Raw genomic sequence first — 25,470 nt, forward strand, 5'->3', positions numbered from 1 at the left:
GGGGGCCGCCTCGCCTCCGCATGCGCTTTCGCTCGAAGACTCGCTCGGCGGATGCTGCGGCGCGGGGGGCAGGGTGAGCGTGGGCGTGCACGGTGGCGCCGGAGCATCCGCGCAGCGAGTCCGCGAGCGGAGCGCATGCGCAGGCGAGGCCCGCCAGGGCCCGGCCAAAGGCCGCAAGCGAGCGAAGCGAGCGCCTCAAGAACACTACCTTTGGTCGAGCCGAAGCGCAGCGGACCGTCTTGTCTGGTGGGGGGCGGGCCGCTCCGCGCAGGCGTCACCCGTCGGCGCACCGTCGAAGCCAGTGCGCACACTCCACCGTGCCCCGCGACGCGCAACGCCCCCCGCGCCGGGCGCAGCCCGCGCCCGGCCCCGCCGGCGAGGCGACCAGCTAATCACACCCCGCGTCGAACGCATTCTGGAAGGCGAGGAAGTCGAAGATGGTCAGCGCGCCGTCGCCATCGAAGTCGGCCCGCGGGCTGCCGGCGTCGAACAGATTCTGGAAGGCCAGGAAGTCGAACAGGGTCAAGGCCCCATCGCCGTCGAGGTCGGCGCCGCAGACGCCGCGACCGAAGACGATGAACGCGCGGCCGGCGGAGGCCTGGCCAGGAAGGTCTGCGCCGACGGCACCCACGAGCATGTCGGGCACGCCGTCCCCGTTCACGTCGCCGCCACCGCCGACGGCGAATCCGGTCCGATCCCCATCATTGATTCCGATCAGCAGCACGCCGTCGCCAGTGCCCGGACGCAGCACCGCCGGGAAGCCCGTGGTCCGGCCAAAGATGACGTGGGCTACTCCCGGCCCACCGCCGCTATCGCGGCTGACCATGAGGTCGTCAATCCCGTCGTTGTTGATGTCGCCGGCGGCGGCAACGGATCGGGCCGCGCGGTCGTACGAGCCGAATCGCAGCACCAGCCCATCGCCGCCGTCAAGCGTCTTGAGATCGTACTCGGGCGGAAATGCGCCGCGAGGTCTTCCGAAGACGACGTGGGCCTCGCCGTCGTCGACCGAGGGGAAGGGACTGCCGTATGGATCATTCGAGGTGCCCGGCGAGCCGACAACGAAGTCGGCGAACCCGTCGCCGTTGATGTCGCCCGCGCCCGCCAGAGCGCTGCCGAGCCTCGCGTCGAATGCGCCCGTGCTCATCCGGATAGTGCCCGAGGCGAGACCGGGCACGAGGATCTCGGGGTTCGAGAACGGATCCGACGCGGCGTCACGCCCCAGCAGCACGAACGCCCGCCCCGACTTGAACGTGGAGCAACTGTAAGTCGTGTAGCAGTACTCGCGACCGAGCGAACTCGGCGAGCCGAGGAGCAGGTCGTCAAGGCCGTCGCCGTTGATATCACTCGCGATGGCCACGGTGAGGCCCGGATTATCGTCCGGGGCGCTCGCCCGGAATCCAAGCGGCGGCGCCAGGGTGCGCAGGTCGATGGTGCCCCCCGGCACGGGGCCGTACACGATGCACGCGGCATTGCGGTTGGTGCCGACGACGATGTCGTCCAGCCCATCGCCGTTGATGTCGCCACCGCCGCTCACCGATCGTCCCGCGAACGAATCCGCGAACGGGCCGTCCCTCCAGCCAATCAGGCGCGTGCCCTCGTTCGAGCGGAGCCCCGCCAGGGACAGGACCGCAGGCCACGGCTCGCTCGCCGGTCGGCCGAAGATGAGAAACGCGGCTCCGTTCTGGTTCTGGATGTAGGGGCCGCCGATCAGGATATCGTCGATGCCATCGCCGTTTGCGTCGCCCGCCCCAGCAACGCTCCAACCGGCTCTCGCCCCGCCTTCGGGCCCATCGATCCGGAAGCCGACCCGGCCGTCGAGCATGGAAGGGTTCAGCAACGCCTGCCAAGGCTCGCGACGTCCGAACACAACGTAGATAGAGCCCGCATCGTCGCCCGGGCCGAAGTCGGCCCACGGCGCGGCGATGAGCAGGTCGGCAAGACCATCGCCGTTGATGTCACCGACAATGGCCACCGCCTGTCCGGTGGAGTCCAGCCGCGATACGCCATCGAAGACCACGCCCAGCGAGCCATCGCCGCCTTCACTGGGCAGCAGCGTCTCCAACTCGAACCTCGACCCGAACGGCTCGGCCAGCGGGTCGCTTTGCCCCAGCACGGGGTGCGTGGCGCCAACGCCGACGGCCAGTCCGCACGCGGCCAGGATGCGTGCCTGGGGTGGAATCGCTCCACGGATCATGGCTGGTTCCTCCTTCGGGGCTCTGGAGACCTTACCCAAAACCGCGTTGTATTGCAAGAGTTTCTGGGAACGGATGCACGGCGAGCCTCGTGTTCATCGCGAGAAGCCCGGACTTGCGCCCGGGCTCTTTGCAATTCTCATCCGGATGCAGTTTGGCCTACCGATCCAACTCCGCCGCCACCACGTTGATCGACCCCAGGATCCCCACGATGTCCGCCAGCATGTGCCCCTCGGTCATCAGGGCCATGATCTGGTAGTTCATGAAGGTGGGCGGGCGGGTGCGGACGCGCCAGGGGCGGGGGCCGCCGTCGCTGACGATGAAGTAGCCAAGCTCGCCGTTGGCGGTCTCTTGCGCGGCGTAGTGCTCGGCGACGGGGGGCTTCCACCCCCGGTTGCTCATGATGAGCTCGAAGTGTTGGATCAGGCCTTCGATCGAGCCGTAGACCTCGCTCTTGGGCGGCTTGACCATCTTCGAGTCGGTGAAGGCGTTGATCGAGCCGCCGGGGATGTCGTCGATGAGCTGGTCGATGATCTTGACGCTTTGCTTGATCTCCTCGATGCGCACGAGGAAGCGGGTGTAGACGTCCCCCTGGTCGGCGACGGGCACCTGGAAGCGGACCGGGTTGGCGCCCTGGCCGTCCCAGTTGTCGGCGTAGCAGAGGTAGGGGCTGTCCTTGCGCAGGTCGCGGGCGACGCCCGAGGCGCGGGCCATGGGGCCGCTGATCGACCAGCCGATGGCGTCTTCCTTGCTGAGGATGCCGATGCCGCGGGTGCGGTCCATGAAGATGCGGTTGCGCTCGACGAGGGTTTCCAGGTCCTTGATGGCAACCAGGCAGTCGTCGTGGCAGAAGGCCTTGACCATGCGCTGGAAGACCTCCTGGTCGGGCAGGTCCTGCATCGCCCCGCCCACGCGGGTCCAGTCGGGGTGGTACCGCTGGCCGCTGACGAAGTCCATGATGTCGTAGATCTTCTCGCGGGGGTTGAAGCTGTAGAGGAAGCCGGTGATGGCGCCTAAGTCAAGGGCGGCGGCCCCGACGCACAAGAGGTGGTCCTGGATGCGGCCGAGTTCTGCGAGAATCGTGCGGATGACCTTGCAGCGCGGGGTGATCTCGATGCCGAACATGCTCTCGACCGCGCCGTGCCAGGCGATGTCGTTGGAGACCGGCGACAGGTAGTTCATGCGGCTGACGATGGTGACGTACTGGTTGTAGTCGAGCGCCTCGCCCAGCTTCTCGAAGCCGCTGTGCAGGTAGCCGATGTGGGGCGTGCAGCGGGCGATGCGCTCGCCGTCGAGCTCGAGGACCAGGCGGAGCGTGGTGTGGGTGGCCGGGTGCTGGGGGCCGAAGTTGAGCGTCCAGCGGTCGCCGGTGTCGGGGCGGTCCTGGAGGTAGCCGGTCGACTCCACGTCGAGGTCGTAGCCCTGGTCCGGTCGCATGGTGTACGGCATGGGTGCTCCGCGGGGGTGCCTGGAGATTCGTCTGGCGAGGCCGATGATAGACGTCGCCGGTGGGGCTTTGGCGGGGGCCGGAGCTACGATGGGGTGTCCCGCGCCCGTCCTGCGTCCGTCCTGCCCACTTCCTGAACTCCAGCGAGCCACCGCCGCATGCGCATCTGCCTTGTCAGCCGAGAAATCGCCCCCTTCTGGGGCGCCGGCATCGGGGTCTACGTCTCCCTGATGGCCCGCGCCTGGGCCCGGGCGGGCCACGAGGTCCACGTGCTCACCGAGGCCCACCAGGGGCTGCTCGAGGAAGGCCCCAAGACCCATCCGGGCGTCCGCTTCCACGCCGTGGACACCCAGGCCGGCCAGTGCGCCCTGGACGGCTACCGCTGCCCGCTGGAGCGGCACGCGATGGCCGTGCACGAGAAGCTCGGCGAGTTGCACGCCCGCGAGCGCTTCGACTACGTCGAGTTCCCCGACTTCGGCGGCGAGGGCTGGCTGGCCCTCAAAGCCCGGCGGACGCTGGGCGCCTACGACGGGGCGGTGATGGCCATCCGCCTGCACACGCCCCTGGCAGACTGCATCGAGCTGAATGCCGACGCCATGCTCGACCGCGAGACGGCCCTGATCCTGGCCATCGAGGCCCAGGCCATGCGCGACGCCGACGCGCTGATCTCCCCCTGCACCAGCCTGCTCGAGAAGGTCCGCGCCCGCTACGGCCCGGACGTCGCCGAGGACCGCACCTCCGGCTTCGTCGTGCCCTACGCCTTCGACATGGCAAGCGTGGAAGAGCTTGGCAAGGGCGTGGCCGAGCAATACGAGCGTCCGACGGTGCTCTTCTACGGCCGGGCCGAGCGTCGCAAGGGCGTGCACCTGCTCGTCCCCGCCGCCCAGCAATTGATGGACGAGGGGCTGGACTTCGACGTGCGGTTCATCGGCGGCGACACGCTGACCGGGCCGGCCTGCGGCTCGATGCGGCGGCACCTGGAGAAGCTGGCCAGCCGCGCGCACGCCGACCGCTTCCGCTTCGACCCGCCCCGCCCCCGCGCCGAGCTTGGCCCGGCCATCCGCGGCGCCACGGCCTGCTGCTTCCCCTCGCTGTGGGAGAACTATCCGAACGTGTGCCTGGAGGCCCTGGCGCTCGGCAAGCTGGTGGTGGGGAGCAACGCCGGCGGCATGAGCGAGCAGATCGAGGACGGCGTCAGCGGGCTGTTGTTCGAAAGCGGCAGCATCGAGAGCCTGAAGGACGCCCTCCGACGGGCCATTACCGACGATGCGCTGCGGGAGAAGGTCAAGACGACCGCTCCAGAGCGCGTCGCGACCCTGTGCGACCCGGCCCGCATCGTCGAGCAGACCAGTTCGGCGATCGAGACCGCCCGTGAGCGGATGGCCAGGACGACCGAGTTTACCGAAGCAACGGCCGCCAGCAACGGCTCGACTACGCCCGATGCCTCGATCATCATCCCCTTCTACAACATGGCTCGCTGGCTGCCCCAGACCCTCGAGAGTGCCAGGGCCCAGACGCACGCCAACACCGAGATCATCGTGGTCGACGATGGTTCGACCGACCCGGCCAGCATCGCGATGATCGACCAGCTCGAGCGCGACGCGTTGGTCCGCGTGGTCCGCAAGCGCAACGGCGGGCTGGGCGACGCCCGCAACGCCGGCATTACCCAGGCGCGCGCCAAGTACGTCGTGCCGCTGGATGCCGACGACCTGCTCGACCCCACGTTCGTGGCCAAGACGCTGCACGCGGCGCGGCAGCCGAGCAAGTCATCGCGCCCGCTGGCGATGGTGACCTCGATGGTCGCGGCGTTCCCCGATCCGCCCGGCACGCACATGGACGCCCCGTGGGTCTGGCTGCCGCTGGGGCTGGAGCGTGACATGCTGCCCGCGGCCAACGTGTGCTCGTGCTGCGTGGCGCTCATCGACAAGGACGCCATCGCGGCCGTGGGGGGCTACGACGCGTGGCTGACCAGCTACGAGGACTGGGACTTCTACTGCGCCCTGGCAAGCAGGGGGTACCGCTGCGAGATCATCCCCGAGCGATTGATCTATTACCGCCAGCGGCAGGAATCGATGCGTCACGAGATCGGCGAGCCGAACCTGGTCCGCTTCCGGGCTCTCATTACCCAGCGACACCCCGATCTGGCCGAGCACCCGGACGTGGCCCTGCGGATCCTGGCCGGCGAGCTGCGCCAGCACGAGTCGGTCTACCTGCGCAATCCGAGGTATCAGGTCGCCGACCGGATCAACGAAGCGTTCAAGCGCACGCCGCTGCACCGCCCGCTGAAGAGTCTGGTGCTTCGCACGCTTGGTGTTGGTGCGATGGATTGAGCACCGCGTCGCGCTGCTAGACTTGGCCGATCGCCCCACGCACGAGCTCCACCTCCCCCGGGACCGCGCATGCCCCATACCGCCGCCGAAGCTCGCCGTCTGTCACTGCCCGTCCTGAATAATTCCGCTGCGGCGCGCCCCTCCCACGGGCTCGGGCACGACCCCGACGATTGGGAGAAGAAGGAGAAGTGCGCGGTCTTCGGCATCTGGGCCGGGGCCCACGGCAGCGTCCGGCCGGTCCACACCGCATACACGGCCCTGTACGCCCTCCAGCACCGGGGGCAGGAGTCCGCGGGCGTGGCCATCAGTGGCGATGCGGGCATCGCCGGCCATACGGGCATGGGCCTGGTGCCCGAGGTCTTCGCCCCGCGCGTGCTCGCGACGCTGTCCGATGCCAACCCGCGTGCGGCCATCGGACACAACCGATACAGCACCACCGGGGCAAGCCTGGCCACCAATGCCCAGCCGCTGGTGCAGACGACTGCGCAGGGGCGCGTCGCGGTGGCGCACAACGGCAATCTCGTCAACGCGAGCGCCCTGCGGCATGCGTTCGGCGAAAACGGCCACATCTTCCATACTTCCAGCGATACCGAGGTCATCATCCACCTGCTGGCGGCGCCCCAGCAACAGCGCACGCCCGACCCGCTCGCGGCGACGCTCCGGCGGTTGCAGGGCGCGTATTCGCTCGTAATTCTGTTCGAGGACAGGATCGAGGCAGCCCGCGACCCCTGGGGCTGGCGGCCGCTCGTGCTGGGCGAGATGGAGGATGGTTCGCCGGTGGTGGCTAGCGAGACGGTGGCCCTGGACGTCATCGGCGCCACGTTCGTTCGCGAGGTACAGCCGGGCGAGATCGTCACTTTGGACGATGCCGGGGTCCACAGCCGCCGTTTTGCGCCCGAGGCGTCGCCCACGGCGCTGTGCGTCTTCGAACACGTGTACTTTGCCAGTCCTGCCAGCGACGTCTTCGGGCAGAACGTCCAGGCCTTCCGGGAGAACCTGGGCGCCGCCCTGTGGAAAGAAGACTCTGTCCTGCGCGACACGCCCGCCGACTACGTCATGCCGATGCCCGACTCGGGGCGCAGCGCGGCCAACGGATACGCCCGCGCCAGCGGGATTCCGTATCGCGAAGCCATCGTGCCTAACCGCTACGTGGGCCGCACGTTCATCAAGCCGACCCAGCACGAACGAGAGATCGCCGTCCGGCTCAAGCTGAACGTCATCGCCGAGCTCGTACGAGGTAAGCGGGTGGTGGTCGTGGACGACTCGGTCGTCCGAGGAACAACCACGCGGCTGAAGATGCGGCAGATCTACGAGGCCGGCGCCGCCGAGGTGCACCTGCGCATCAGTTGCCCGCCCATCCGCCATCCGTGCTACTTCGGCGTCGACTTTGCCACGCGCGACCAGCTCATCGCCAACGGGCGCAGCGTCGAAGACATCCGCGAGTACCTTGGCGTCGACAGCCTTCATTTCCTCTCGCTCGAAGGCATGCTGGGCTGCGCGATGCATCAGCCCGAGCGATACTGCACGGCATGCTGGAGCGGTGACTATCGCATCGACGTGGCGCACCCAACCACGGATCAGTTCGTCGAGCCGCAGCAGGAGAAGATGTTCGACATGGCTCCAGCCCCAGGAGCCAACGGCCGGGAGGCGTAACCCGTGCGAGATCGCGCCCATCGACCGGCCGTGCTCCTGCCCGTGCTGGTGTTCGGGCTGCTGGGCGCGCTGTGCGCACTGGGCTCCGCGGTGGTTACCGTGCTCATCCCTGATGGCGGGCAGCACGCACCACGCACGAGCATGCGGCACGATCTCTCGGAGAGCCGAACGATCTACGTCTTCACCGTCCGGCGGCCGGGGTACATGCTCATGTCCGTCAGCGGCCCGATGCCAACGCACGTCGCGGACGAGCTCGATCGGATCCGAAGCCAGGCGATACCCATCGGCGATGGTGATCCGCGGCCGGGCTGGCTGCAAGGTGGCGAGCCGCTCCAGCCCCAGACGTCCCGCGGCATCGCGGCGGGATGGCCCTTCCTCTGCGTGTGGGGTCGGACGGATCGCAACGTCAACGGCCGACCGCAAACCGTGCATTCCGGGCTGGCCCATGTCAACGTGCGGGGCGTACAGCGCGCGTTCCCATGGCGCCCGTGGTGGCTCGGGTTTGCGGGCAACGTCGCGTTCTACGGCGGGGCGATGCTCGTGCTCTGGTACATTCCGGTCCTAAGCATCCGACGCATCCGGCGCGCGAAGGGGCGGTGTCCGAACTGTGCCTATCCGAACTTGGTAGGCGCTGATCGGTGCTCTGAGTGCGGCTACGAATTCGAGCCGGCCGTGGCGGGCTCCAGCGACACTTCCGCAGCTTCGTCGGCGTCGTCGGCCCAGACCACTTCGACCTTCACGTCAAAGAGCTCCAGCAGAGAAGACAAGTGACGAGCCACGCTGCGCTTGGCTTCGGCGAGGTACTTGGGCTCCTTACTCTCGTACAGCTTTGCTGCATCGCGCTGGGCGGCGGCCATGAGTTCGGTCTGGCGCTCGGCGGTCATGGGGATGACGTCGAACAGGCCGAGCACGCGGCCGTGCTGGATGTCGTAGGGCGTGACGTCCGAGAGGCGGAGCAAGCCGTCGATCTCGGGCAGCGTGACGCGATATCGGTTGACGCCGATCTGCTCGATGTCGGTGTGCTCGATTCTGGTCAGGTCGATCGAATACTGCTTCTCGAAATGGAAGATCATCGCGACCTTGGCCTGGCTCAGCAGCAGCGGGGGCATCCACTGGAATCCGCGGGAAGCCGTGGCGATCTCCTTCACCATGACCTCCAGCCCGACGAGTCGGCCTACCGAACGCACCCGCTCGGCCAGGACAATGGTCTGATCGACCTTTGGCGGCTCGGCCTGCTTGCGCTGGCGACTGACACGGTGGCGCCACACGATCAGCACGGCCGCAGCAAGCAAACCACCAGCGACGAACGTGACCGCGACGAGGCCCAGGATTTCAAGGATGCCCATGCAATGTCCTTGGGAATGAAGAGCGAAGGGTTGCGTCGGCTCGCTGGCGTGGTCACGCGGGCGAGGTATTCTCGGACTTGCGCTCGTCCAAGGCCATCTCGAACGGCCGGATCATCAGGTGAATACCCGCGGCGGTGAGCACGACGAACACGATGAACAGCATCAATGCGGCTGCACTGGCTACGAAACCACCGGCATCGACCAAGGATTCCCGGATCGGTTGTGCAGGACCGATAAATCCGAGCGAAGCAATCCCGGCCCCTGCCGCGAGAAGCACGCCCCCGAGGATCACGCGGCGCCAGGCGTGCCCACGGCGACCCAGGACGAGGCAGGCTGCCCAAACGCCCAACAGAATGGCCAAGACCATGCGGACCCCGAGCATGGGCACCAGTATGCCCGAGCCGAGCGTGTTGCGCCCGGCCAGCGTGCTAAGGAATGCCGCCACGGCCAGGCAGCCGGCGGTGGTCGCCAAGGCCATTGGCAGGTTGTCACGGTGGAATCCGAGGCCGGCCAGCACGAGTACGAGCCCCGAGCCGAGCACGATGGGCTCGAACAACAGCAAGGGCCACACCAGATTGTCGACCGCGAAGAGCGCCAGGAACAAGCCGACGAGGGCCGATAACGCGAGGATTACGCCGCCGGCAATGAAGAGCAGGTTGGCCTTGGTATTGCGTGTCACGGTTCCATTATCGGCAAGATCTGCCGGTCAATCCGGCCTGGCATCGGGCGTGGGGGAAATCGGATTCGATTTCCTGCTCCGCTCGGGCCGATAGGCCCTTTGGTGGCAGCGGGGGAAGGTCCCTCGGCGGGCAAGGAGGTCTGCGATGGGTGGCATCACTTCGGGCATCGGGCTGGCCAGCGGCCTGGATACCGCTTCGATCATCCAGCAGTTGCTTTCTTTAGAGGCCCGGCCGAAGCTGCTGGCCCAGCAGCGGCTGAGCAACATCAAGGTCCAGCAGAGCGCGTACCTGGACATCAACTCCCGTCTGCAGAATCTGCGCGGCCTCGTGAGTGGCCTGCGCACCCAGCCGGTGTTCGATGCCAAGAAGGCTTCCAGCAGCGATGAGTCGGTCTTGACGGCGACCGCGTCGGCCGGCGCGGCGCCCGGCTCGTACACATTCCTGGTCGATCGGCTGGTGAGCACCGAGCAATGGCTGACCCGCGGCTTTTCGTCGGCCGACGACGTGCCGGTCGGGGCAGAGGCCTTTACCTTCGAGGGAGCCGAGGCGCGCCTGGACACGGATACCGCGCTGGCCGACCTGAACGGCGGCAACGGCATCACGCGGGGCAAGATTCGAATCTCGGACGGCACCGATTCCGCGGAGATCGACCTGTCCAGGGCCGCGACCGTGAACGAGGTTCTCGACGCGATCAATGAGGCAGACATCGACGTGACGGCGTCGGTCCGAGGTGGCAAGTTCGTCCTCACGTCCGGGTCCGGCTCGGGCGGCGACATCTCGATCACGAACGTGGGCGAAGCAGAGGTTGCCGAGTCGTTGGGCCTGGCTGCCGGTGCCACCGTGTCGGGCGCCGAGCGAGCGGGCGCCAACGTGTATGGCCTGTCGGAGACGACCGCCCTCTCCGTACTGAACGACGGTCGCGGCGTGTTCGCCAATCAGATCATCGGCCAGACGGCAGACTTCACGATCTCGGTGAATGGTGACGAACGCGACATCCGGCTGGGCGAACTCTACGATGCCGGCGGCGAACTCATCGAGGGCAAGGCCGTCACGGTTGGCGATGCGCTCGGCCGCATGAACGACGCGCTCGACGGAACCGGCGTCGAGGCGCGCATCAATGCCGATGGCGATGGGTTCGAACTGTTCGACTCCACGGGCACCGCCACGATCGAGATCTCGGAAGGCACGGGCCTGCTCGGTAGCGCTTTGGAAGACCTGGGCTTTACCGCGGGCACCACGGTGGGGTCTGTCGAGGGCGAGATGGTGCTCGCGGGGATGAACAGCACCCTGCTCTCGGGGTTGCGCGGGGCTGCGGCCGATCTTGGCGACGGCGTGCTGCAAGTTCGAGCGCGCGATGGCAGCGTCTTCAACGTGACCATCAGCGATCTTGATACCGACGTCAACGGGTTGCTCACGCAACTGCGAGATCAGATCGATCCGGCCAAGATCACGATCGGGCTCGATGAGATGGGCACGGGCCTTACCTTTACCGACGTGTCGGGCGGCTCGGGTAATCTCTCGATCGTGGGTTCGGGAGGCGCGAGCGATACGGCCGTGGCGCTGGGCATCAGTACCGGCGCCAGCGGCGTTGCCGAGAGCGCGTTCACCGGCGATCGCATCCAGCGGCAGTACGTCGGCCTGAACACGCTGGTCTCGGACCTGAACAACGGTGACGGCATCGGCACCGGGAAGTTCCGCATCATCGACTCGACGGGCAAGGCGAGCGAGATCGAGATCACCAGCGACGTCAAGAGTGTTGCCGATCTGCTCCGCACCGTGAACTCGGCCATCGAAGGTGACGACGTCTCGATCCGCATCAACGACAACGGCGATGGATTCGTCGTCGAGGATGCGGCGGGCGGGGCTTCCAAGCTGCTGATCGAGGACGTATCCGGACTCGTGGCCTCCTCGCTGCGCATCGAAGGTGAGGCCGAAGACGCGGGAGACAATCGCATCGTGGGCAGCTACGAAACCCGCATCGAGTTCGAGGCCGACGACACGCTGCGCGACGTGATGCGGAAGATCAACGAGGCCGGCGTCGGCGTGACGGCATCGATCCTCAACGAGGGCGTGGGTGCGAATCCATTCCGCTTGAGCCTGACGGGCCGCGATGCCGGCGTGGCGGGCCGAACGTTGATCAACACGGGCGACTTCGATCTGGGCTTGTCCCAATTGCAGGAGGGCGCTGACGCGAAGGCGTTCTTCGGCTCGACCGACCCGGCCAAGGCGGTGCTGTTCACCAGTTCGTCGAACACCGTGACCGACGTGTTCGAGGGGCTCACGCTGAACTTGCAAGGGGCCAGTGAGTCGGCGGTCACCATCAACGTGGCCGCGGATCGCGGCGAGTTGGAGACCAAGATCGACGAGTTCGTGACGGCGTTCAACGAGACGCTCGATCGCATCGACTTCCAGACCCGCTACGACCAGGAAACCGAGGCCCGCGGGCCATTGCTTGGCGACAGCACGCTACTGGGCCTCAAGAACGCAATGGTCAACACCATCCTCGGCCCTCCGCTGAACGTCTCTGGCCGCTACACCAACCTCAGCCAGGTTGGCATCAGCATCGGCGAGGGTGGCCGGCTGGAACTGGACAAGGAAAAGCTGCAAGAAGCCATCGAGACCGATCCGCAGGCCGTCGAGGATCTGTTGATCAATCGAGAGATTGATCAGTCCGGCGGCACGCGGACCCTGGGCGAAGGCATCACCGTGACGGATCCATCCGCTCGGGAGACTTTCTCGTCGCTGGGCGTGTTCGCCCGGATCGAGGAACTCAGCCGGACATACATCGACTCGGTCGACGGTGTGCTGACGGCCCGGGGGCGAGCGCTTGACAACCAGGTCCAGTTGCAGGAAGATCGCATCTCTTTCTTCGATCAGAAGCTGGCCGACAAGCGCACCCGTCTTGAGCGTGAGTTTGCGTCACTGGAAACCATCATAAGTAATTTCCAGGCCCAACAGGCGGCGCTGGCTTCTTTGACGGGATAGCGACATTTCGGCTCAACCCGTTCGCGGGAAACGTCGATTGGAGAGTCATGCCACCTGAATCGGCCATGTCATACTTGCGTTCCCAGGTCATGAGCGCCTCGCCCGCCGAGTTGCGCCTGCTTCTGCTCGACGGCGCCATCCGTTTTGGCTACCAGGGCAAGCAGGGCCTGATCGATAAGAACTTCGAGCAAAGCTACGAGGGCATCAGCCAGTGCCGGGCGATCATCACCGAGTTGGCGGTGGGGGTCAATCGCCAGGTTGACCCGGACCTGTGCGATCGCGTCACCAGCGTTTTCATGTTCATGTTCGGCGAGCTCACGCAGGCAAGCATGGAGAAGGACCCCGATCGAGTACAGGGCGTGATCGACCTGCTCGAATTCGAGCGAGAGACCTGGAAACTGGCGATGGACCGGGTTAAGCAAGACAAGGCCGGCGTACCCGCCGCGCAGCAAGGCGCCCAGCATCAGCCTGCTTCAAGCGTCGAGTCTCAGCCCAGGTCGCTCAGCGTGCAGGCGTAGGCCCGGCCTCTGCCAGGCGCTCGGCGAGCACCTCGTACGCAAACTTCGGTTGCACGTCGCGGCCCAGCAGGCCCGAGCATGCCGTGATGGCCTCGAGCGCTTCGGGGCCCACCTGTTCGTTGCGCAGGAGCCTCCGCGCCCATGTTGCGATGATGCCCAGGGCAAGGCCGTGGGCGGTGCGGTTGGCTGCGTCCTTGCTGGCGGCGGGGTTGGCCTTTACCCATGCCTCGGACCAGTCGCTGGCGAGCTTGGCGCAGGCTTCGGCCAGGGATCCGTCGTCGCGGCCGGCAAGTGCAGCCTCGGCTAGGGGCTTCAGGGTCTCGAACCATGTCGTCACGCCCGTATTCAACATAAGCTCGGCCAAGCCCGGGGAGCCATCGGCCAGGTAGAGCACGCTCGAGCGCTCGGCATCGCCGATGGCCCCCCGGCGAGCGAGCCAGGCCTGCATGGCGTCGTTGTCGACCGGTCCAATGCGCAAGCGCTGGCAGCGGCTGTGGATGGTGGGCAGCAGGTCGTGGGGGCGATCGGCGACCAAGATGATGACCGTTCGGGGCGGTGGCTCTTCGAGCGTCTTGAGCAAGTGGTTCTGGCCCTCGCGGGCGAGCAGGTGGGCCTCGTCGATGACGCAGACCTTGGCTGCCAGGCCGCCCGGCAGGCTCGAAGTGCGGGCGACGGCGGGGTCGAAAAACTCGCGGAGCAGATCGATGGAGATGTTCCGCTGCTTCTTGTCGCGGAGTTCGGCTTCCTCGCTGTAGCTGGCGAGTTCCTTCGAGATCAGCGTCAGATCGGGGTGGGCGCCGCTCTGGAGCAGGTCCTGGGCTTCCTCGCGCTCGGGGCCCGACTCGGGCGTCAGCAGGGCGGCGCCGAAGGCCAGAGCGAGCGTGCGCTTGCCCACGCCGGGCGGGCCCTGGAACATCCACGCGTGGGGCACGCGGCCGGCCGCCAGGGTCTTTCGAAGGAAGCCGACCGCCTCGTCCTGTCCCAGCACGTCGTCGAGCGAGCCGGCGGCCACCGCCCGCTCGGGCAGCGGATCGGGCTCACGGGTCGCGGCTTTGCGGGTGCGTTTGGCCATGCCGGGGCGAGGCTAGGCCGCGATGCAACGGTCAGGTGCTGCGCAGCCGATTACGGCCGTTGAGCGCTGCCACCTTGTAGCACTCGGCCAACGTGGGGTAGTTGAAGACCGTGTGGATGAAGTAGTCCAGCGTGCCGCCCAGGGCCATAACGGCCTGGCCGATGTGGACGATCTCGGTGGCCCCCGCGCCGATGACGTGGACGCCCAGGATGTGCTGGGTCTCCTGGTGGATCAGCAGCTTGAGCATGCCCAACTCGTCGCCCAACAGCTGGCCGCGGGCGATCTCGTCGTACTGGGCCACGCCCGACTCGAAGGGGATGTTCTGCTCGGTCAGTTCCTGCTCGGTCTTGCCCACCATCGAGATCTCGGGGATGGCGTACACGCCGTAGGGCAGGGTCTTGCTGTGCTCGGGAAGTTGCAGGCCAAACATGTGGCACGCGGCGTGGCGGCCCTGCTCCATGCTCGTGCTCGCCAAGGCGGGAAAGCCGACCACGTCGCCTGCTGCGTAGATGTGCTCGACGGCGGTTTGGTAATGCTCGTTGACCTCGATGCGGCCGCGCTTGTCGGCGGAAAGCCCGGCGGCCTGCAGATTGAGCGATTCGGTGGCGCCCTGGCGGCCCACGCAATACAGCAGGCAGTCTGCCCGCAGGGTCTTGCCGCTCTCGAGATATACCTCGGCCATCTGATCATTGCCGCTGCGGGCCAGGTCGGGTGGATCGATGACCGAGATGCTGACGGCCTTCTCACCCAGGCGCAGGGTCATGCCGCGCTTGCGCAGGTGGAACTGCAGGGCCTCGGTGATTTCCTTGTCGACGAAGCCCAGCAGTTCATTGCGGCCCTCGATGAGCGTGACACGCACGCCCAGGGCGGTGAGCATCGAGGCGTATTCGGTGCCGATGACGCCGCCGCCGATGACGATCATGGTCGCCGGCAGGTATTCCAGCCGCAGGAGTTCGTCGCTGGTGATGACGTTCTGGCCGTCGAAAGGGATGTCGCTGGGGCGGGCCGGGCTGGCGCCGGTGGCGATCATGACCTTGTCGGCCTTGATCTCCGACACGTTGGCTCCCGCGACGCGGATGGTGTGACCGTCGATGAAGGACGCCTCGCCGTAGGCAACGTCGATGCCGTTGGAGGCGAAGTGCCCTGCAATCTTGGCGACCTCGTGGCGGATGACCTTGTTCGCCGCCTCGAGCAAACCCGCGAAGGACTGGCTGCGGGCCGACATGAAGTCCCGCTCGGTGGGCAGCAGGCTCTTGTTGCCGCTGGTGCCCAGGATGGCCTCGCGCAGCGCCTTGCTGGGGATCGTGCCGGTATTGACCGCAACGCCGCCGACCTCGCGGAAACGCTCGATCACGCACACGCGCTTGCCGACCTTGGCCGACTGGATCGCCGCCCGCTGGCCGGCGGGACCGCTGCCGATGACGCAAAGGTCGTAGGTGCCCATGTCTGCTGCTTCCCGATGCTGCCGTCGGGATTGATGAGAGCCCGGCCGGCGTGTCAGTCGTTGGTCGCGTCGAGGATCTCGATCGCCTCGAATCGCTTGCCTTCGAGCATCTCCACCGAGGCGCCGCCACCGGTGGACACATGGGTGATATCGGTCGCAAGGCCCATCGAATCCAGCGCGGCTGCAGAATCTCCGCCGCCCACGATGGTGGTGGCCCCCGCCCTGGTCGCCTCGACCAAGGCCTGGGCTACGGTGCGAGTGCCCCCGTCGGCCCCGGGCCACTCGAAGATGCCCATGGGACCATTCCACAGGACCGACTTGGCGCCCGCGATCCGATCGGCGTACATCCTGGCGGTCTTGGGTCCGATATCGACCGCGACGGCTTGATCGGGGATGCGTTCTTCCGCACGGGTAGGGGCCCCGTGGTCAAACTTGTCGGCCACCATGTGATCGATGGGCAGGAGCAGGTCGACGCTGGCTGCCTTGGCCGCCGCCATGGCGCGCTCGGCCGTCGAGACGTGGTCTTCTTCGACCAGGCTCGTGCCGGTGGGCTCGCCCTTGGCGCGCATGAACGTGTAGGCCATGGCGCCGCCGATGAGCATCGCGTCGCACTTGGGCAGCAGGTGCTCGATGGCGCCGATCTTTGATGAGACTTTGGCGCCGCCGAGGATCACCACCATCGGCTTCTTTGGATTCGCGACGGCGTCGCTCAGGAACTCGATCTCCTTCTCGACCAGCAGGCCGGCGACGCGTGGCTTGCCCTCCATGGTCCGGGGTACGGCGACCATCGAGGCGTCGGCACGGTGGCAGGTGCCGAAGGCGTCGTTGACGTAGAGGTCGCCGTATGCCGCGAGTTTCTGAGCGAAGTCCGCGTCGCCGGTCTTCTCGGCCTTGTGGAAGCGCAGGTTCTCAAGCAGCACCACGTCGCCGGGCTTCATGGCCTTGACGGCCTTGGTCGCATCGTCGTCGACGCAGTCCTTCGACGGGAACTGCACGTCGATGCCGAGCAACCCCGAAAGATGCTTGGCCACCGGTTCGAGGCTGAACTCGGCTTCGTAGCCCTCGCCCTTGGGCCGGCCCATGTGGCTCATGAGCACGACGCTGCCGCCACGATCCAGCACGCTCTTGATCGTCGGAATCGCCGAGCGGATGCGACGGTCGTCGGCAATGTCGCCACCGTCCATCGGTACGTTGAAGTCCACGCGGACAAGCGCCCGCTTGTTTTCGACGGGGGTCTGGGCAATGGTCCGCGTTGGCATGGAAGTGCATCCCTTCTGGAGGGAATGAGTCTGGAATCAGGCGTCGGGGACGTCCGAACTGGTGCTCGCCTGGGCGTCGATCATCTCACCGACGCGAGCACGGATGCGGGCGGCGCCTTCGTGCCCGAGTTGGTCGCGCAAGCGTCGAACACGCGCCGCGATCGAGCCGTCCACGAGCTGATCGCCGAACCGCAGCTTCAGGCCGCCGATCATGGCCGGATCGCTGCGGTGGTGGGCCACCACGTCCTTGCCCAGGGCCGAGGCAAGCCGCTCGCGGATGGCATCCAGGTCGGCCGAACTGATGGGTCCGGCGGTGTGGACGTCAACTTCGAGGCGGCCAAAGGCTTCCTGAGCCTTATCGTGGAAGGCCTTGACCATCCCCGGCAGACGGCCGAGGCGGTCCTTGTCGTTGAGCACGAGCAGAAAGGTAAGAGTTCGGCTGGAGACTTTACCCTCGAAGACCTTCTTGAGCGATGCGGCGCGATCGCTGGTGGACAGCACCCGAGAGGCCAGGAACTCGTTGAAGGCCGGGTCCTTGTGGGCCATATCGAGGATGGCCTCGAGCTCGTCGAGTGTTTCCTGGACGGCCTGGTCGCCGCCGCTCTTGTGGCACACCTCGAACAGGCTGGTGGCGTAAATGTCCGACAGCGCGTCGGGCGGTGTTTCAAGCAGTGGCATGCCGTGGGTACTCCCGGAATGGCGCCAGAACGGAAAACGATGCTAGTTGTTCGACGCCCGGCGACTGGACTCGAACTCGCTGAGGGCCTGCTCGACCAGGCGTGCCTGGTCCTGCTCGCTCACCTCGCGCTCGAGGATCTTGGTGGCCATGAGCGTCGCGAGACGCGCGGCCTCGGCGTACAGCTCGTTGACCGCCACGCGCCGGGCCGCGTCGATGTCCTTTTGCGCCTTCTCGCGCATGCGGGACAGTTCGGCGTCGGCCTTGGAGCGCAGCTCAGCGGTGAACTCGGCCTGGCGGGCCTTGGTCTCCGCGAGGATACGCTGGGCCTCGCTGCGGGCCTCGGTGAGCTGGCTCTCGTAGCGCTCCTTCATCGCGTCGGCCTCGGCCAACGCGCGCTTGGAGGCTTTCAGGCCTTCAAGGATCTTGCGATCCCGCTCTTCGAGGCCCTTGACGATGGGCGGCCAGGCGAACTTCCACAGCAGGAAGAACACGATGCCGAACACCAGGAACGTGGCGACCATCATCGGCACGCCCTGCTTGATGCCCGGGATGACGGTGCCCTTCTTGCCGGCCTCGTCGGCGGCCATGGCGATGGCCGGCAGCGCGAGGACGGCCGCCGAGGCGACCTTCCCGAAATGGGATTGAATCAGCGAACGTCGCATCGCGACCTCCTCTGGGCGCGCACCGGCGGTGCCGGTGCGCCTGCGATCGGCCGGGTTACTTGATGAGGACGACCAGCAGGCCCACGAGCGCGCCCACCAGGGTGGCGCCTTCGATCAGGCCGGCCGCGATGATCATGTTCTGGCCGATGGCGCCGCCGGCCTCGGGCTGGCGGGCGATGGCCTCGACGGCGCCCTTGCCGACCAGACCGATGCCGATGCCACCGCCGATCAGGGCGATGCCGGCGCCGATGGCCGCCAGGCCGTAGGCCATCGCGGTCGGCGTTGCACCGGCGGCGGCGCCGGTCTGCTGGGCGGCCATGGCCAGCGGGGCGAACACGAGCAGGGCCAGCGTGGCCAGGGCGAAGTTCTTGGTCATCGTTTCTGCGATCCTTTCTGGAACGGTGCCGGCCGCGGCCGGAAGCCAACTAACGAATACTCGTGAAAGCGGACCTCGTCGTCAGACCGGCGAGGCCGCGGTGGGAACGTCCTGGTCGTAATGCTCGTCCACGTGGTGGTGGTGATCGCCGTGGTGGTCGAGCAGGCCGATGAACACGGCCGTGAGGAACATGAAGATCAGCGCCTGGAGGAAGCTGACGAAGACCTCCAGCAGGAAGATGAACGTGGCCATCAGGATCACCGGGATCCACAGCACCACGGCCACCAGCATGCCCGCACCCGTACCCAGGGCGGCCGTGTCGCGGGCGATCATCTCGAAGAACACGAACATGACCGCCAGCAGGATGTGGCCGGCCGTCATGACGGCGAACAGACGCAAGGCCAGCGCGATGGGCTTGATCATGGTGCCCATGATCTCCACGGGCACCATGATGGGCCACAGGAAGACCGGGGTGCCGGCCGTCAGGTGCTTGGCGTACTCACCCACGCCCAGGCGCATCACGCCGGCGATGTTGATCACCAGGCCCGCGACGATCGCCAGGGCGCCCGTCACCCAGATGCTCTGGGTCGCCGTGCCGCCGAAGGGCGCCACGTGGGCGTCCTTCCACTTGGTCGCTTCTTCGCCGAACACGCCGGCCTCGACCAGGTAGAAGTTGATGAACATGTTGACGTCGATCAGCGGAATCATCCCCAACAGGTTGTTGATGAGGATGAAGAAGAAGACGCACAGCAGATACGGCAGGAACTTGTCGCTGCGATCGCCCAGCACGGGCTTGATCATCATGTCACGCAGGCCGACGATCAGAACCTCGACGAGCTGGGCAAACTTGCCGCGCGTCAGGTAGCGGGCCTCGCCCTGCGAATCAGGGCCGGTCCGCACGCGCTTGGCCACGTAGAAGCCGATGAGCAGCATGAGCACGCCCGAGATGACCAGGTTGGCCGTGGCCGACGACCACCACCACCAGCCGCCGGGAGAGATCATGAACGGGTGGGCCACGATGTGATCCACCGGGCTGGGCAGCGCGTTGGAGTCGGCGGCGGCCACCAGCTTGGTGGGCAGGTTGGTCAGCATGTCCAGGCCAATGGGCGTCAACGCGTGCCTCCGCTCGTCGGGTCAGGAGAAACCGAGGGGTGCTGGCGGAAGCTCTTCAGGGCCAGGGCGCTGTCCACGCCCACGGCCGTCAGCCCGCCCGCCAGCAGGGCGAGCCACAAGCCGAGCCCCATCGTTGGCGCGGCCAGCGCAAAAGCAATGCCCGCCACGATCAAAACCAGCAATCTCGCCGTCGAGAGCGCCAGCCAGGCCATGCCCGCCACCGCCGGGCGATAGGGGCCGGTCAACGCCGCGCCACCCCAGGCCAGCGCCCATGAGCCGCCCAGCAGCATCGCCGCCACCATGCCGCCCCGCAGCGAGTCGCCTTGAGCGCCCGCGGCCATCGCCAGCATCGCGCCCAGCATCGCCGCCACCGCCGACGCGACTGCGCCGATGCCCACGGCCGAGGGGCCGTAGAGCGAGATCGAGGCGGATTGCGGGGCGGTAGCTTGGGTCATGTTCGGGGTCGTACTGCGGGCCTTGCGGGCGGGTCGGTCGAGCCTTCCCCCCCGGGGGGCGTAAGGGTAGCGGGTATGGTCCCCATAGGCGAGCCCGTCGGGCACCCACAGGGCTCCGATTGTGGCGTATGCTGGCCTTCCTGACGGGGGTGGCCAGCCTCTTTCTTCGGACCGCCTGGATCTTCCGACCGACCCACGGAGCGCAGCATGACCGACGCCGATGCCGGCCCCATCTCCAGGCTCAGGGACAACATCGCCTCGGTGTTCATGGGCAACCCCCGGGCCATCGACCGCGTGCTGCGCACCATGCTGGCCGGTGGGCACCTGCTGATCGAAGACGTGCCCGGCGTGGGCAAGACGGTGCTGGCCGGGGCCATCGCCCGCAGCGTGCAGGGCAAGCTCGCGCGCGTGCAGATGACCCCGGACCTCTTGCCCAGCGACATCCTGGGGGTGAGCGTCTACGACCGCGACCGCGGGGAATTCAGCTTCAAGCCCGGCCCGATCTTCGCCAACTTCGTCTTGGCCGACGAGATCAACCGGACGACACCGCGCACGCAGACGGCCCTGCTCGAGGCCATGAGCGAGGCGACCGTGTCGCTGGACGGCACGAGCCACCCGCTGCCCAAGCCCTTCATGGTGATCGCCACGCAGAATCCCTACGACTTCGAGGGCACCTACTTGCTCCCCGAGAACCAGCTCGATCGCTTCCTGATGCGCACGCGGCTGGGCTACCCCGACCCCCAGACCGAAGTCCAGGTGCTCGAGCGCCGCCCGGCCAGCAACGCGCTGCCCCAACTCCAGGCCGTCATGCCCTTGGAGACGCTCAGCGACCTGCAACAGAAGGTCAGCCAGGTGCGCGTGGACCAGAAGATCCTCGAGTACGTCGTTGCGATCGCCAACGCGACGCGCCGCTCGCCCGACCTTCGGCTGGGCCTCTCGCCCCGTGGCGCGCTCGCGCTCACGCAGGTCGCCCGCGCGACGGCGCTCATTGATGGCCGCGACTACGTCGTGCCCGAAGACGTGCTGGACAACATCATGCCCGTCGTCGCCCACCGCCTGATCGTCCGTGGCGGGCTCGAGCAGGGCGATGGCCGCGAGGCCGAGGGCATCCTGGAAGGGATCATCCAGGGCGTCGAAGCACCGACCTGATCGCGGTCGGGCCGCAACCGGCGGCGGCTGCTGTCGGAAGAAGTGGCATGCGAAGTCGTGTCCATTGCGTGTGTGTGCTAGTGGCGATGGTGGTGGGTCCGGGAAGTGTGATGGCCCAGGGGGCGTGTGAGCCCCAGCGACTTGCGCCACCCCCAGACGTACCGCCCACCTCGTTCGGCTCGACGGCCGTGACGAATGGTCGCTCCTGGCTCGTGGGCGACAAGAGCGCTCGCACGTGGTGTCCCGGCGATCCGTTCAGTTGCTCTGCGGGGGCCGTGATTGCGTACGAAGAGTTCGATGGCGCGCTGGAACAGGTCCAGACAATCGTGCCGCCCGACGTCCAGCAGGGCATGAAGTTTGGCGACGCCCTTGCGATCCACGGGGACGAATTGATCGTCGGCGTGCCGGGTAGGCGTTGGACCGACACGGAAGTCCTCGGGGGCGCCTTCGCATACCGGTTCGCTGATGGGCGATGGACCGAGTTGGAACGAATCCAGCCGCCCCCGGGGGCTGCACCCGAGCAATACGACTATCTCGGCGGCTGGGTGGCGTTCGATGAGTCGCTGGCCATCCTGCGGTCGGAGATCGCGATGTCGTCGATCCTCGCGGTCTATGCCCGCACGCCCGAGGGCTGGACGTTCCGCGAATCGCTCGAAGCGCCCGATGGCGTGCCCGACGACGCGTACTTCGGCGAGAATCCCGCGCTCTCGGACGACTGGCTGTTCGTCACGGCCCGCGACGACTCCACCGCCGCCGACCGCGCCGGCTCGGTGTACGCCTACCGCCGCCACGGCGACGACAGCCTGGAGTTTGTGCAGAAGCTCTACGCACCCGATCCCCAGGAGCGTGATCGTTTCGGATACAGCATCGATCATCAGGGGACGACGCTTGTGGTTGGAGCGTTCCTGGCCGACCGTCCGTTCGATGGCCAGGGACTCGTCTTCGTCTACGGCCTGGAGAACGATCGCTGGGTCCTCCGGCAGGAGATCGCCCTCGGCGACGCCCGACGCAACGACGGCTTCGGGGCGGCGGTTCACCTCGACGGCGACCTGCTGCTGGTGCAGGCCCGCGGCCGGCGAGACGGCACGTCATCGGGCAAGGTCTTTCGTTTCGAGCGCGACGCCGCGGGGCACTGGTACGAGATCGGTCAGCTCGTTCCCAACCCGCCGGTGTACGCCGGCTCCTACGGCTGGGCGATGGCCTCGGCGGGCGGCGCCTCGGGCATGGCGCTCGTGGGCGCCCACGACGACGTCACGCTGCCCGCCGATCAGTACGGCGCCGCCTACTACTTCGACCTCGCCTGCAACCCCTGCGTCCCCGACCTCGACCTGGACGGTTCGCTCACCATCTTCGACTTCCTGACATTCCTGAACCTGTTTAAAGATGGAGAAGCGGCCGCCGACTTCGACGGCGACGGCGAGTTGACGATCTTCGACTTCCTGGCGTTCCAGGACGCGTTCGACGCGGGCTGCTGAGCCTACCTCCCCAGCCGCTGATCCATGGCTTCCAGCCGCTGGCGATGGATGTCGCGGTCCGGTTCGATAATGGTCAGCGCCTCGACGTGGTCGCGAGCCTGGGTGAACTCGCCCGCGCGCCAGGCGATCGTGGCAGCAAGCTCGCGTAAGGGTGCGTCGAAGGGCTCGATCCGCACGGCACGGTTGGCCTTGGCGAGTGCTTCTTCCGACTCGTCGCGCTGCATGTACAGGCGTGCCAGTTCGGCCGCATAGGCGCCGGTGTACTGGGCCCGGGCGTCCAGGTGCTCGAGGTAGCCAATGGTCGTCTCGTCGGCGGGGTCGATGCCGGTTTCACGGGCCAGCAGCACGAGCATACGCCGCGGCTCGTCGGCCACGGGCACGGCGGTCGCCCATCGCGTCAGGATGTCGCGCATGTCGTCGGTGGGCCGGCCGTTGTTTTCCTCGAGCCGGTTGCGCGCGACCTGCTCGATGAGCTGGGGATGGTGCGGATAGGCCTCCAGCAATGCCGAGAGGCTCGAGGCCTGCTCGCCCGTGTCCGTCTCGTACTGCTGGGCGAGTTGGTCGAGCGTGGGATAGCGCTCGGGCGGGAGCAATCCCCAGCCGCGGGCCTGGCGCGCGGCCCAGGCGAGGAAGTCGGACTCGAGCTCGTCCTGGTCGATCTCCAGCACGCTCGTGAACGCCTCGCGCTGCGTCTGGCCCGCCGCGTAGGCGTCCATCAGGTCCAGCGGCGCGGCCGAGCCGAAGCGCTCGACGAGGTACTCGTACAGCCACGCGGACTGGGCGTAGGCAAGGCTGCGGTCGCCGGGCCGCCTCGGGCGGATGAACCCGAAGCTCAGTTCGTCGAGGGGGAACAGCTCGTCCTTCTCGAGGGCCGCCGTCAGCATGCGGGCGCGGTTCTCGTCCCATGGCCCGTCCTCCAGGAACACCGCCTGCGCCTCGGTGAACCAGTGGGGCACACGATTCTTTGTGCGGCTCAGGCCCACCGTGTGCACGTACTCGTGCTGCAGGACACGCGGCCAGTCGTAGCCTTGTGTGGTGCTCCCGGGGTTGGGCCGGGGCGTCTCCATGGCGATGGCCGGGCCCGTCGAGGCGGCAATCGTGAAGATGTCGGGCATGCCGGTGATGCGCACGGCGAACCAGTCGTGGCTTGGCATCAGGTCGATGACGGTCTTGCGGTCCGGCTCGTGGTCCAGCCCGTTGTCGGCTTTCCCGGTGATGCGTGCGTGGATGGCTTCCATGACCGGGGCCATCTCTCGGGCGAGCACGGCGTCAGGGCCGGAGCGGTAACGGATGGTGAAGTGCTCGGTCTCGATGCGCTCGTAGTTGGCAAGTTCGCTCGCCAGGCGCAGCGTGTTCTTCGCCCGCACGTTGAAGGGATCGAGGGCCGTTGCGCGCTCCAGGGCGGCGATGGCCGTGTCGTCCTGAGCCGCCTGCATCGCCAGCAGCCCAAGCTCGATCCACGGCTCGGGCCAGGCGGGCTGGCGTTTGGTTGCTTCCTCGAGGTATTCCATCGCCGGGGCGTACTGCCGCCAGTCGGCCAGTTGCTTCCCGGCCTCGTAGTGGGGCAGCGCGCTGCCCGGTGAGAGCTCTTCCAGCAGGGCCACGAGCTCCTGCTCCTTGGCGCTGTCTCGATACACCGCGGCGATGGCCAATCGCAACGCCAGCGCGTCGCGCATCGTGGGGTAGGTTTCCAGCAGCTCGTCGACGGCCTGGGCCGCCAGGCGCGGTTCTTTCTGGCGCAGGAGCGAGCGTGCCCGGATCAGCGTGGCATACGGGGACGTCGCGCCCGGGCGCACCGAGGCGGCGATGCGGTCCAGCTCGCTGGCGACGGCTTCTGCGGCGTCGAAGTTGAACGAGCGCACGTGGCTCTCGCCGAGCGCACGCCACGCCGCGGCGCTGGAGGGATTCAGCGCGAGCGTTTCCATCAGGGCCTCTCGGGCCTGGGGCCGGTTGTCACGGGCGTCCAGCAGCGTCGCCTCGGCCAGGCGCGCGGGCCAGTACAGGCGGTCCAGCTCGTCGCGCACGGTCGCCAGCAGGGTGGCCATCAAACCATAATCGCCCGCGCCCTGCTCCACGCCCACCGTGCGGGCACGGATGATCAAGAGGCGCACGCCCTCGGTCAGCTCCCGGGCGTCTTCCGCTCGCTCGCGTGCGAGTCGGTTCATGGCGATGTCGGTCACGCGCCGCACGGCGACGAGATCGCCCAGCAGTTCGTTCGCCTGCGCACGCAAGCGCAGGGCCCGCATCGTGCCATCGTCCTCGATCAGCGACAAACCTTCACGAACCTGGCCGCGGAGGATCATCGCCTCGGCGGTGTCGAGAACATCGGATTCGTCGCTGGCAAGTGCCGGATGGTTGAAGTCCCCGGCGGCCAGCGCGGCCTTGGCGGCAATAGCGGGGTCTCGAAGATCCGTATCCGTCCACTGGCCGTGGAAGACGCGAAGCTCGCGCCGCTCGGCGTCGGTCAGGTAGCCGGCCTCCAGGGCCCGCTGCACGGCGGGCGACAACGCGATGCCGTCTTCCTGCACGCGGTTCTGGGCAAGGGCCAGTCCCGCGCAGGCCAGCAGGGCCGCCAGGGCGGTTCGCAGGGGTCTCTGGACGCTCTTCATCATGGGACCAACGCCTCCCGGTCCCT

General features: G+C 67.3%; 20 protein-coding genes. 7 read left to right on the plus strand and 13 right to left on the minus strand.

The annotated features are described in order from the left end of the window. Positions 1–388: 388 nt before the first annotated feature. On the minus strand, positions 389–2,194 hold the full coding sequence (locus tag RIE32_12220; protein ID MEQ9097016.1) for a GC-type dockerin domain-anchored protein: 1,806 nt from the start codon (positions 2,192–2,194) through the stop codon (positions 389–391). A 157-nt stretch (positions 2,195–2,351) separates the two neighbouring features. After that, positions 2,352–3,641, minus strand: coding sequence for an NADH-quinone oxidoreductase subunit D (locus tag RIE32_12225; GenBank protein MEQ9097017.1), 1,290 nt, complete (start codon positions 3,639–3,641; stop codon positions 2,352–2,354). Positions 3,642–3,797: 156 nt separating this feature from the next. Here RIE32_12225 and RIE32_12230 point away from each other — a divergent pair, with 156 nt between their 5' ends. The 3 genes from RIE32_12230 to RIE32_12240 all read left to right on the plus strand — a co-directional run bounded on the left by RIE32_12230 (position 3,798) and on the right by RIE32_12240 (position 8,393). Then, positions 3,798–5,969: a glycosyltransferase gene (locus RIE32_12230; protein ID MEQ9097018.1), complete on the plus strand. Its 2,172-nt coding sequence runs from the start codon at positions 3,798–3,800 to the stop codon at positions 5,967–5,969. 69 nt (positions 5,970–6,038) lie between these two features. Beyond that, positions 6,039–7,622: an amidophosphoribosyltransferase gene (purF, locus tag RIE32_12235; GenBank protein MEQ9097019.1), complete on the plus strand. Its 1,584-nt coding sequence runs from the start codon at positions 6,039–6,041 to the stop codon at positions 7,620–7,622. 3 nt (positions 7,623–7,625) lie between these two features. After that, positions 7,626–8,393 carry a hypothetical protein gene (locus RIE32_12240; protein ID MEQ9097020.1) on the plus strand — a complete coding sequence of 256 codons (768 nt, stop codon included), beginning with the start codon at positions 7,626–7,628 and terminating at the stop codon, positions 8,391–8,393. Here the strand turns inward: RIE32_12240 and RIE32_12245 are convergent. Further along, the gene (locus RIE32_12245; protein MEQ9097021.1) at positions 8,276–8,968 is read right to left on the minus strand and encodes a DUF4230 domain-containing protein; all 693 of its coding nucleotides are present in this window, start codon (positions 8,966–8,968) and stop codon (positions 8,276–8,278) included. The genes RIE32_12240 and RIE32_12245 overlap by 118 nt on opposite strands. 52 nt (positions 8,969–9,020) lie before the next feature. After that, positions 9,021–9,647 carry a hypothetical protein gene (locus RIE32_12250; GenBank protein ID MEQ9097022.1) on the minus strand — a complete coding sequence of 209 codons (627 nt, stop codon included), beginning with the start codon at positions 9,645–9,647 and terminating at the stop codon, positions 9,021–9,023. 145 nt (positions 9,648–9,792) lie between these two features. On the opposite strand from RIE32_12250, the gene fliD reads away from it, so the two are divergent. Together fliD and fliS are read left to right on the plus strand one after the other, a co-directional pair. Continuing rightward, entirely contained in the window at positions 9,793–12,633 is a 2,841-nt protein-coding gene (gene fliD / locus RIE32_12255) for a flagellar filament capping protein FliD (protein ID MEQ9097023.1), read from the plus strand. A gap of 47 nt (positions 12,634–12,680) precedes the next feature. Next, positions 12,681–13,151: a flagellar export chaperone FliS gene (gene fliS / locus RIE32_12260; GenBank protein MEQ9097024.1), complete on the plus strand. Its 471-nt coding sequence runs from the start codon at positions 12,681–12,683 to the stop codon at positions 13,149–13,151. Here fliS and RIE32_12265 read toward each other — a convergent pair. The 8 genes from RIE32_12265 to RIE32_12300 all read right to left on the minus strand — a co-directional run bounded on the left by RIE32_12265 (position 13,135) and on the right by RIE32_12300 (position 20,211). Further along, positions 13,135–14,223: an AAA family ATPase gene (locus RIE32_12265; GenBank protein ID MEQ9097025.1), complete on the minus strand. Its 1,089-nt coding sequence runs from the start codon at positions 14,221–14,223 to the stop codon at positions 13,135–13,137. The two genes, fliS and RIE32_12265, sit on opposite strands and share 17 nt — an antisense overlap. A gap of 31 nt (positions 14,224–14,254) precedes the next feature. Beyond that, positions 14,255–15,667 (minus strand): Si-specific NAD(P)(+) transhydrogenase, encoded by a 1,413-nt coding sequence (gene sthA, locus RIE32_12270; GenBank protein ID MEQ9097026.1) that lies wholly within the window; start codon positions 15,665–15,667, stop codon positions 14,255–14,257. A 53-nt stretch (positions 15,668–15,720) separates the two neighbouring features. After that, the gene (locus RIE32_12275) at positions 15,721–16,926 is read right to left on the minus strand and encodes a phosphoglycerate kinase (protein MEQ9097027.1); all 1,206 of its coding nucleotides are present in this window, start codon (positions 16,924–16,926) and stop codon (positions 15,721–15,723) included. Between the two features lie 36 nt (positions 16,927–16,962). Next, positions 16,963–17,604, minus strand: a complete 642-nt coding sequence (gene atpH, locus RIE32_12280; protein MEQ9097028.1) for an ATP synthase F1 subunit delta — start codon at positions 17,602–17,604, stop codon at positions 16,963–16,965. A 42-nt stretch (positions 17,605–17,646) separates the two neighbouring features. Next, a complete protein-coding gene (gene atpF / locus RIE32_12285; protein ID MEQ9097029.1) occupies positions 17,647–18,267 on the minus strand; it encodes a F0F1 ATP synthase subunit B in 621 nt (206 codons plus the stop codon). A 55-nt stretch (positions 18,268–18,322) separates the two neighbouring features. After that, positions 18,323–18,643, minus strand: a complete 321-nt coding sequence (locus tag RIE32_12290; protein ID MEQ9097030.1) for an ATP synthase F0 subunit C — start codon at positions 18,641–18,643, stop codon at positions 18,323–18,325. A gap of 81 nt (positions 18,644–18,724) precedes the next feature. After that, positions 18,725–19,756: a F0F1 ATP synthase subunit A gene (gene atpB / locus RIE32_12295; GenBank protein ID MEQ9097031.1), complete on the minus strand. Its 1,032-nt coding sequence runs from the start codon at positions 19,754–19,756 to the stop codon at positions 18,725–18,727. After that, entirely contained in the window at positions 19,753–20,211 is a 459-nt protein-coding gene (locus RIE32_12300) for a hypothetical protein (GenBank protein ID MEQ9097032.1), read from the minus strand. The genes atpB and RIE32_12300 overlap by 4 nt, the downstream gene beginning before the upstream one ends. A gap of 207 nt (positions 20,212–20,418) precedes the next feature. Between RIE32_12300 and RIE32_12305 the strand changes: the two genes are divergently transcribed. Both RIE32_12305 and RIE32_12310 read left to right on the plus strand, forming a co-directional pair. After that, positions 20,419–21,360, plus strand: a complete 942-nt coding sequence (locus RIE32_12305; protein ID MEQ9097033.1) for a MoxR family ATPase — start codon at positions 20,419–20,421, stop codon at positions 21,358–21,360. A gap of 47 nt (positions 21,361–21,407) precedes the next feature. Further along, positions 21,408–22,835, plus strand: coding sequence for a GC-type dockerin domain-anchored protein (locus RIE32_12310; protein ID MEQ9097034.1), 1,428 nt, complete (start codon positions 21,408–21,410; stop codon positions 22,833–22,835). A gap of 2 nt (positions 22,836–22,837) precedes the next feature. On the opposite strand, the gene RIE32_12315 is transcribed toward RIE32_12310, so the two are convergent. Then, entirely contained in the window at positions 22,838–25,447 is a 2,610-nt protein-coding gene (locus RIE32_12315; GenBank protein MEQ9097035.1) for a peptidase MA family metallohydrolase, read from the minus strand. Positions 25,448–25,470 lie beyond the last annotated feature (23 nt).

The sequence above is a fragment of the Phycisphaerales bacterium genome (assembly GCA_040221175.1).
In the GTDB taxonomy this organism is placed as follows: domain Bacteria; phylum Planctomycetota; class Phycisphaerae; order Phycisphaerales; family UBA1924; genus JAHCJI01.

Excerpts from the sequence above, each read along its gene's own strand:
- RIE32_12220 (MEQ9097016.1), bottom strand. The coding sequence starts at position 2,194 with ATGATCCGTGGAGCGATTCCACCCCAGGCACGCATCCTGGCCGCGTGC.
- RIE32_12225 (MEQ9097017.1), bottom strand. The coding sequence starts at position 3,641 with ATGCCGTACACCATGCGACCGGACCAGGGCTACGACCTCGACGTGGAG.
- RIE32_12230 (MEQ9097018.1), top strand. The coding sequence starts at position 3,798 with ATGCGCATCTGCCTTGTCAGCCGAGAAATCGCCCCCTTCTGGGGCGCC.
- purF (MEQ9097019.1), top strand. The coding sequence starts at position 6,039 with ATGCCCCATACCGCCGCCGAAGCTCGCCGTCTGTCACTGCCCGTCCTG.
- RIE32_12245 (MEQ9097021.1), bottom strand. The coding sequence starts at position 8,968 with ATGGGCATCCTTGAAATCCTGGGCCTCGTCGCGGTCACGTTCGTCGCT.
- fliD (MEQ9097023.1), top strand. The coding sequence starts at position 9,793 with ATGGGTGGCATCACTTCGGGCATCGGGCTGGCCAGCGGCCTGGATACC.
- fliS (MEQ9097024.1), top strand. The coding sequence starts at position 12,681 with ATGCCACCTGAATCGGCCATGTCATACTTGCGTTCCCAGGTCATGAGC.
- RIE32_12265 (MEQ9097025.1), bottom strand. The coding sequence starts at position 14,223 with ATGGCCAAACGCACCCGCAAAGCCGCGACCCGTGAGCCCGATCCGCTG.
- sthA (MEQ9097026.1), bottom strand. The coding sequence starts at position 15,667 with ATGGGCACCTACGACCTTTGCGTCATCGGCAGCGGTCCCGCCGGCCAG.
- RIE32_12275 (MEQ9097027.1), bottom strand. The coding sequence starts at position 16,926 with ATGCCAACGCGGACCATTGCCCAGACCCCCGTCGAAAACAAGCGGGCG.
- atpH (MEQ9097028.1), bottom strand. The coding sequence starts at position 17,604 with ATGCCACTGCTTGAAACACCGCCCGACGCGCTGTCGGACATTTACGCC.
- atpF (MEQ9097029.1), bottom strand. The coding sequence starts at position 18,267 with ATGCGACGTTCGCTGATTCAATCCCATTTCGGGAAGGTCGCCTCGGCG.
- RIE32_12290 (MEQ9097030.1), bottom strand. The coding sequence starts at position 18,643 with ATGACCAAGAACTTCGCCCTGGCCACGCTGGCCCTGCTCGTGTTCGCC.
- RIE32_12300 (MEQ9097032.1), bottom strand. The coding sequence starts at position 20,211 with ATGACCCAAGCTACCGCCCCGCAATCCGCCTCGATCTCGCTCTACGGC.
- RIE32_12305 (MEQ9097033.1), top strand. The coding sequence starts at position 20,419 with ATGACCGACGCCGATGCCGGCCCCATCTCCAGGCTCAGGGACAACATC.
- RIE32_12310 (MEQ9097034.1), top strand. The coding sequence starts at position 21,408 with ATGCGAAGTCGTGTCCATTGCGTGTGTGTGCTAGTGGCGATGGTGGTG.
- RIE32_12315 (MEQ9097035.1), bottom strand. The coding sequence starts at position 25,447 with ATGATGAAGAGCGTCCAGAGACCCCTGCGAACCGCCCTGGCGGCCCTG.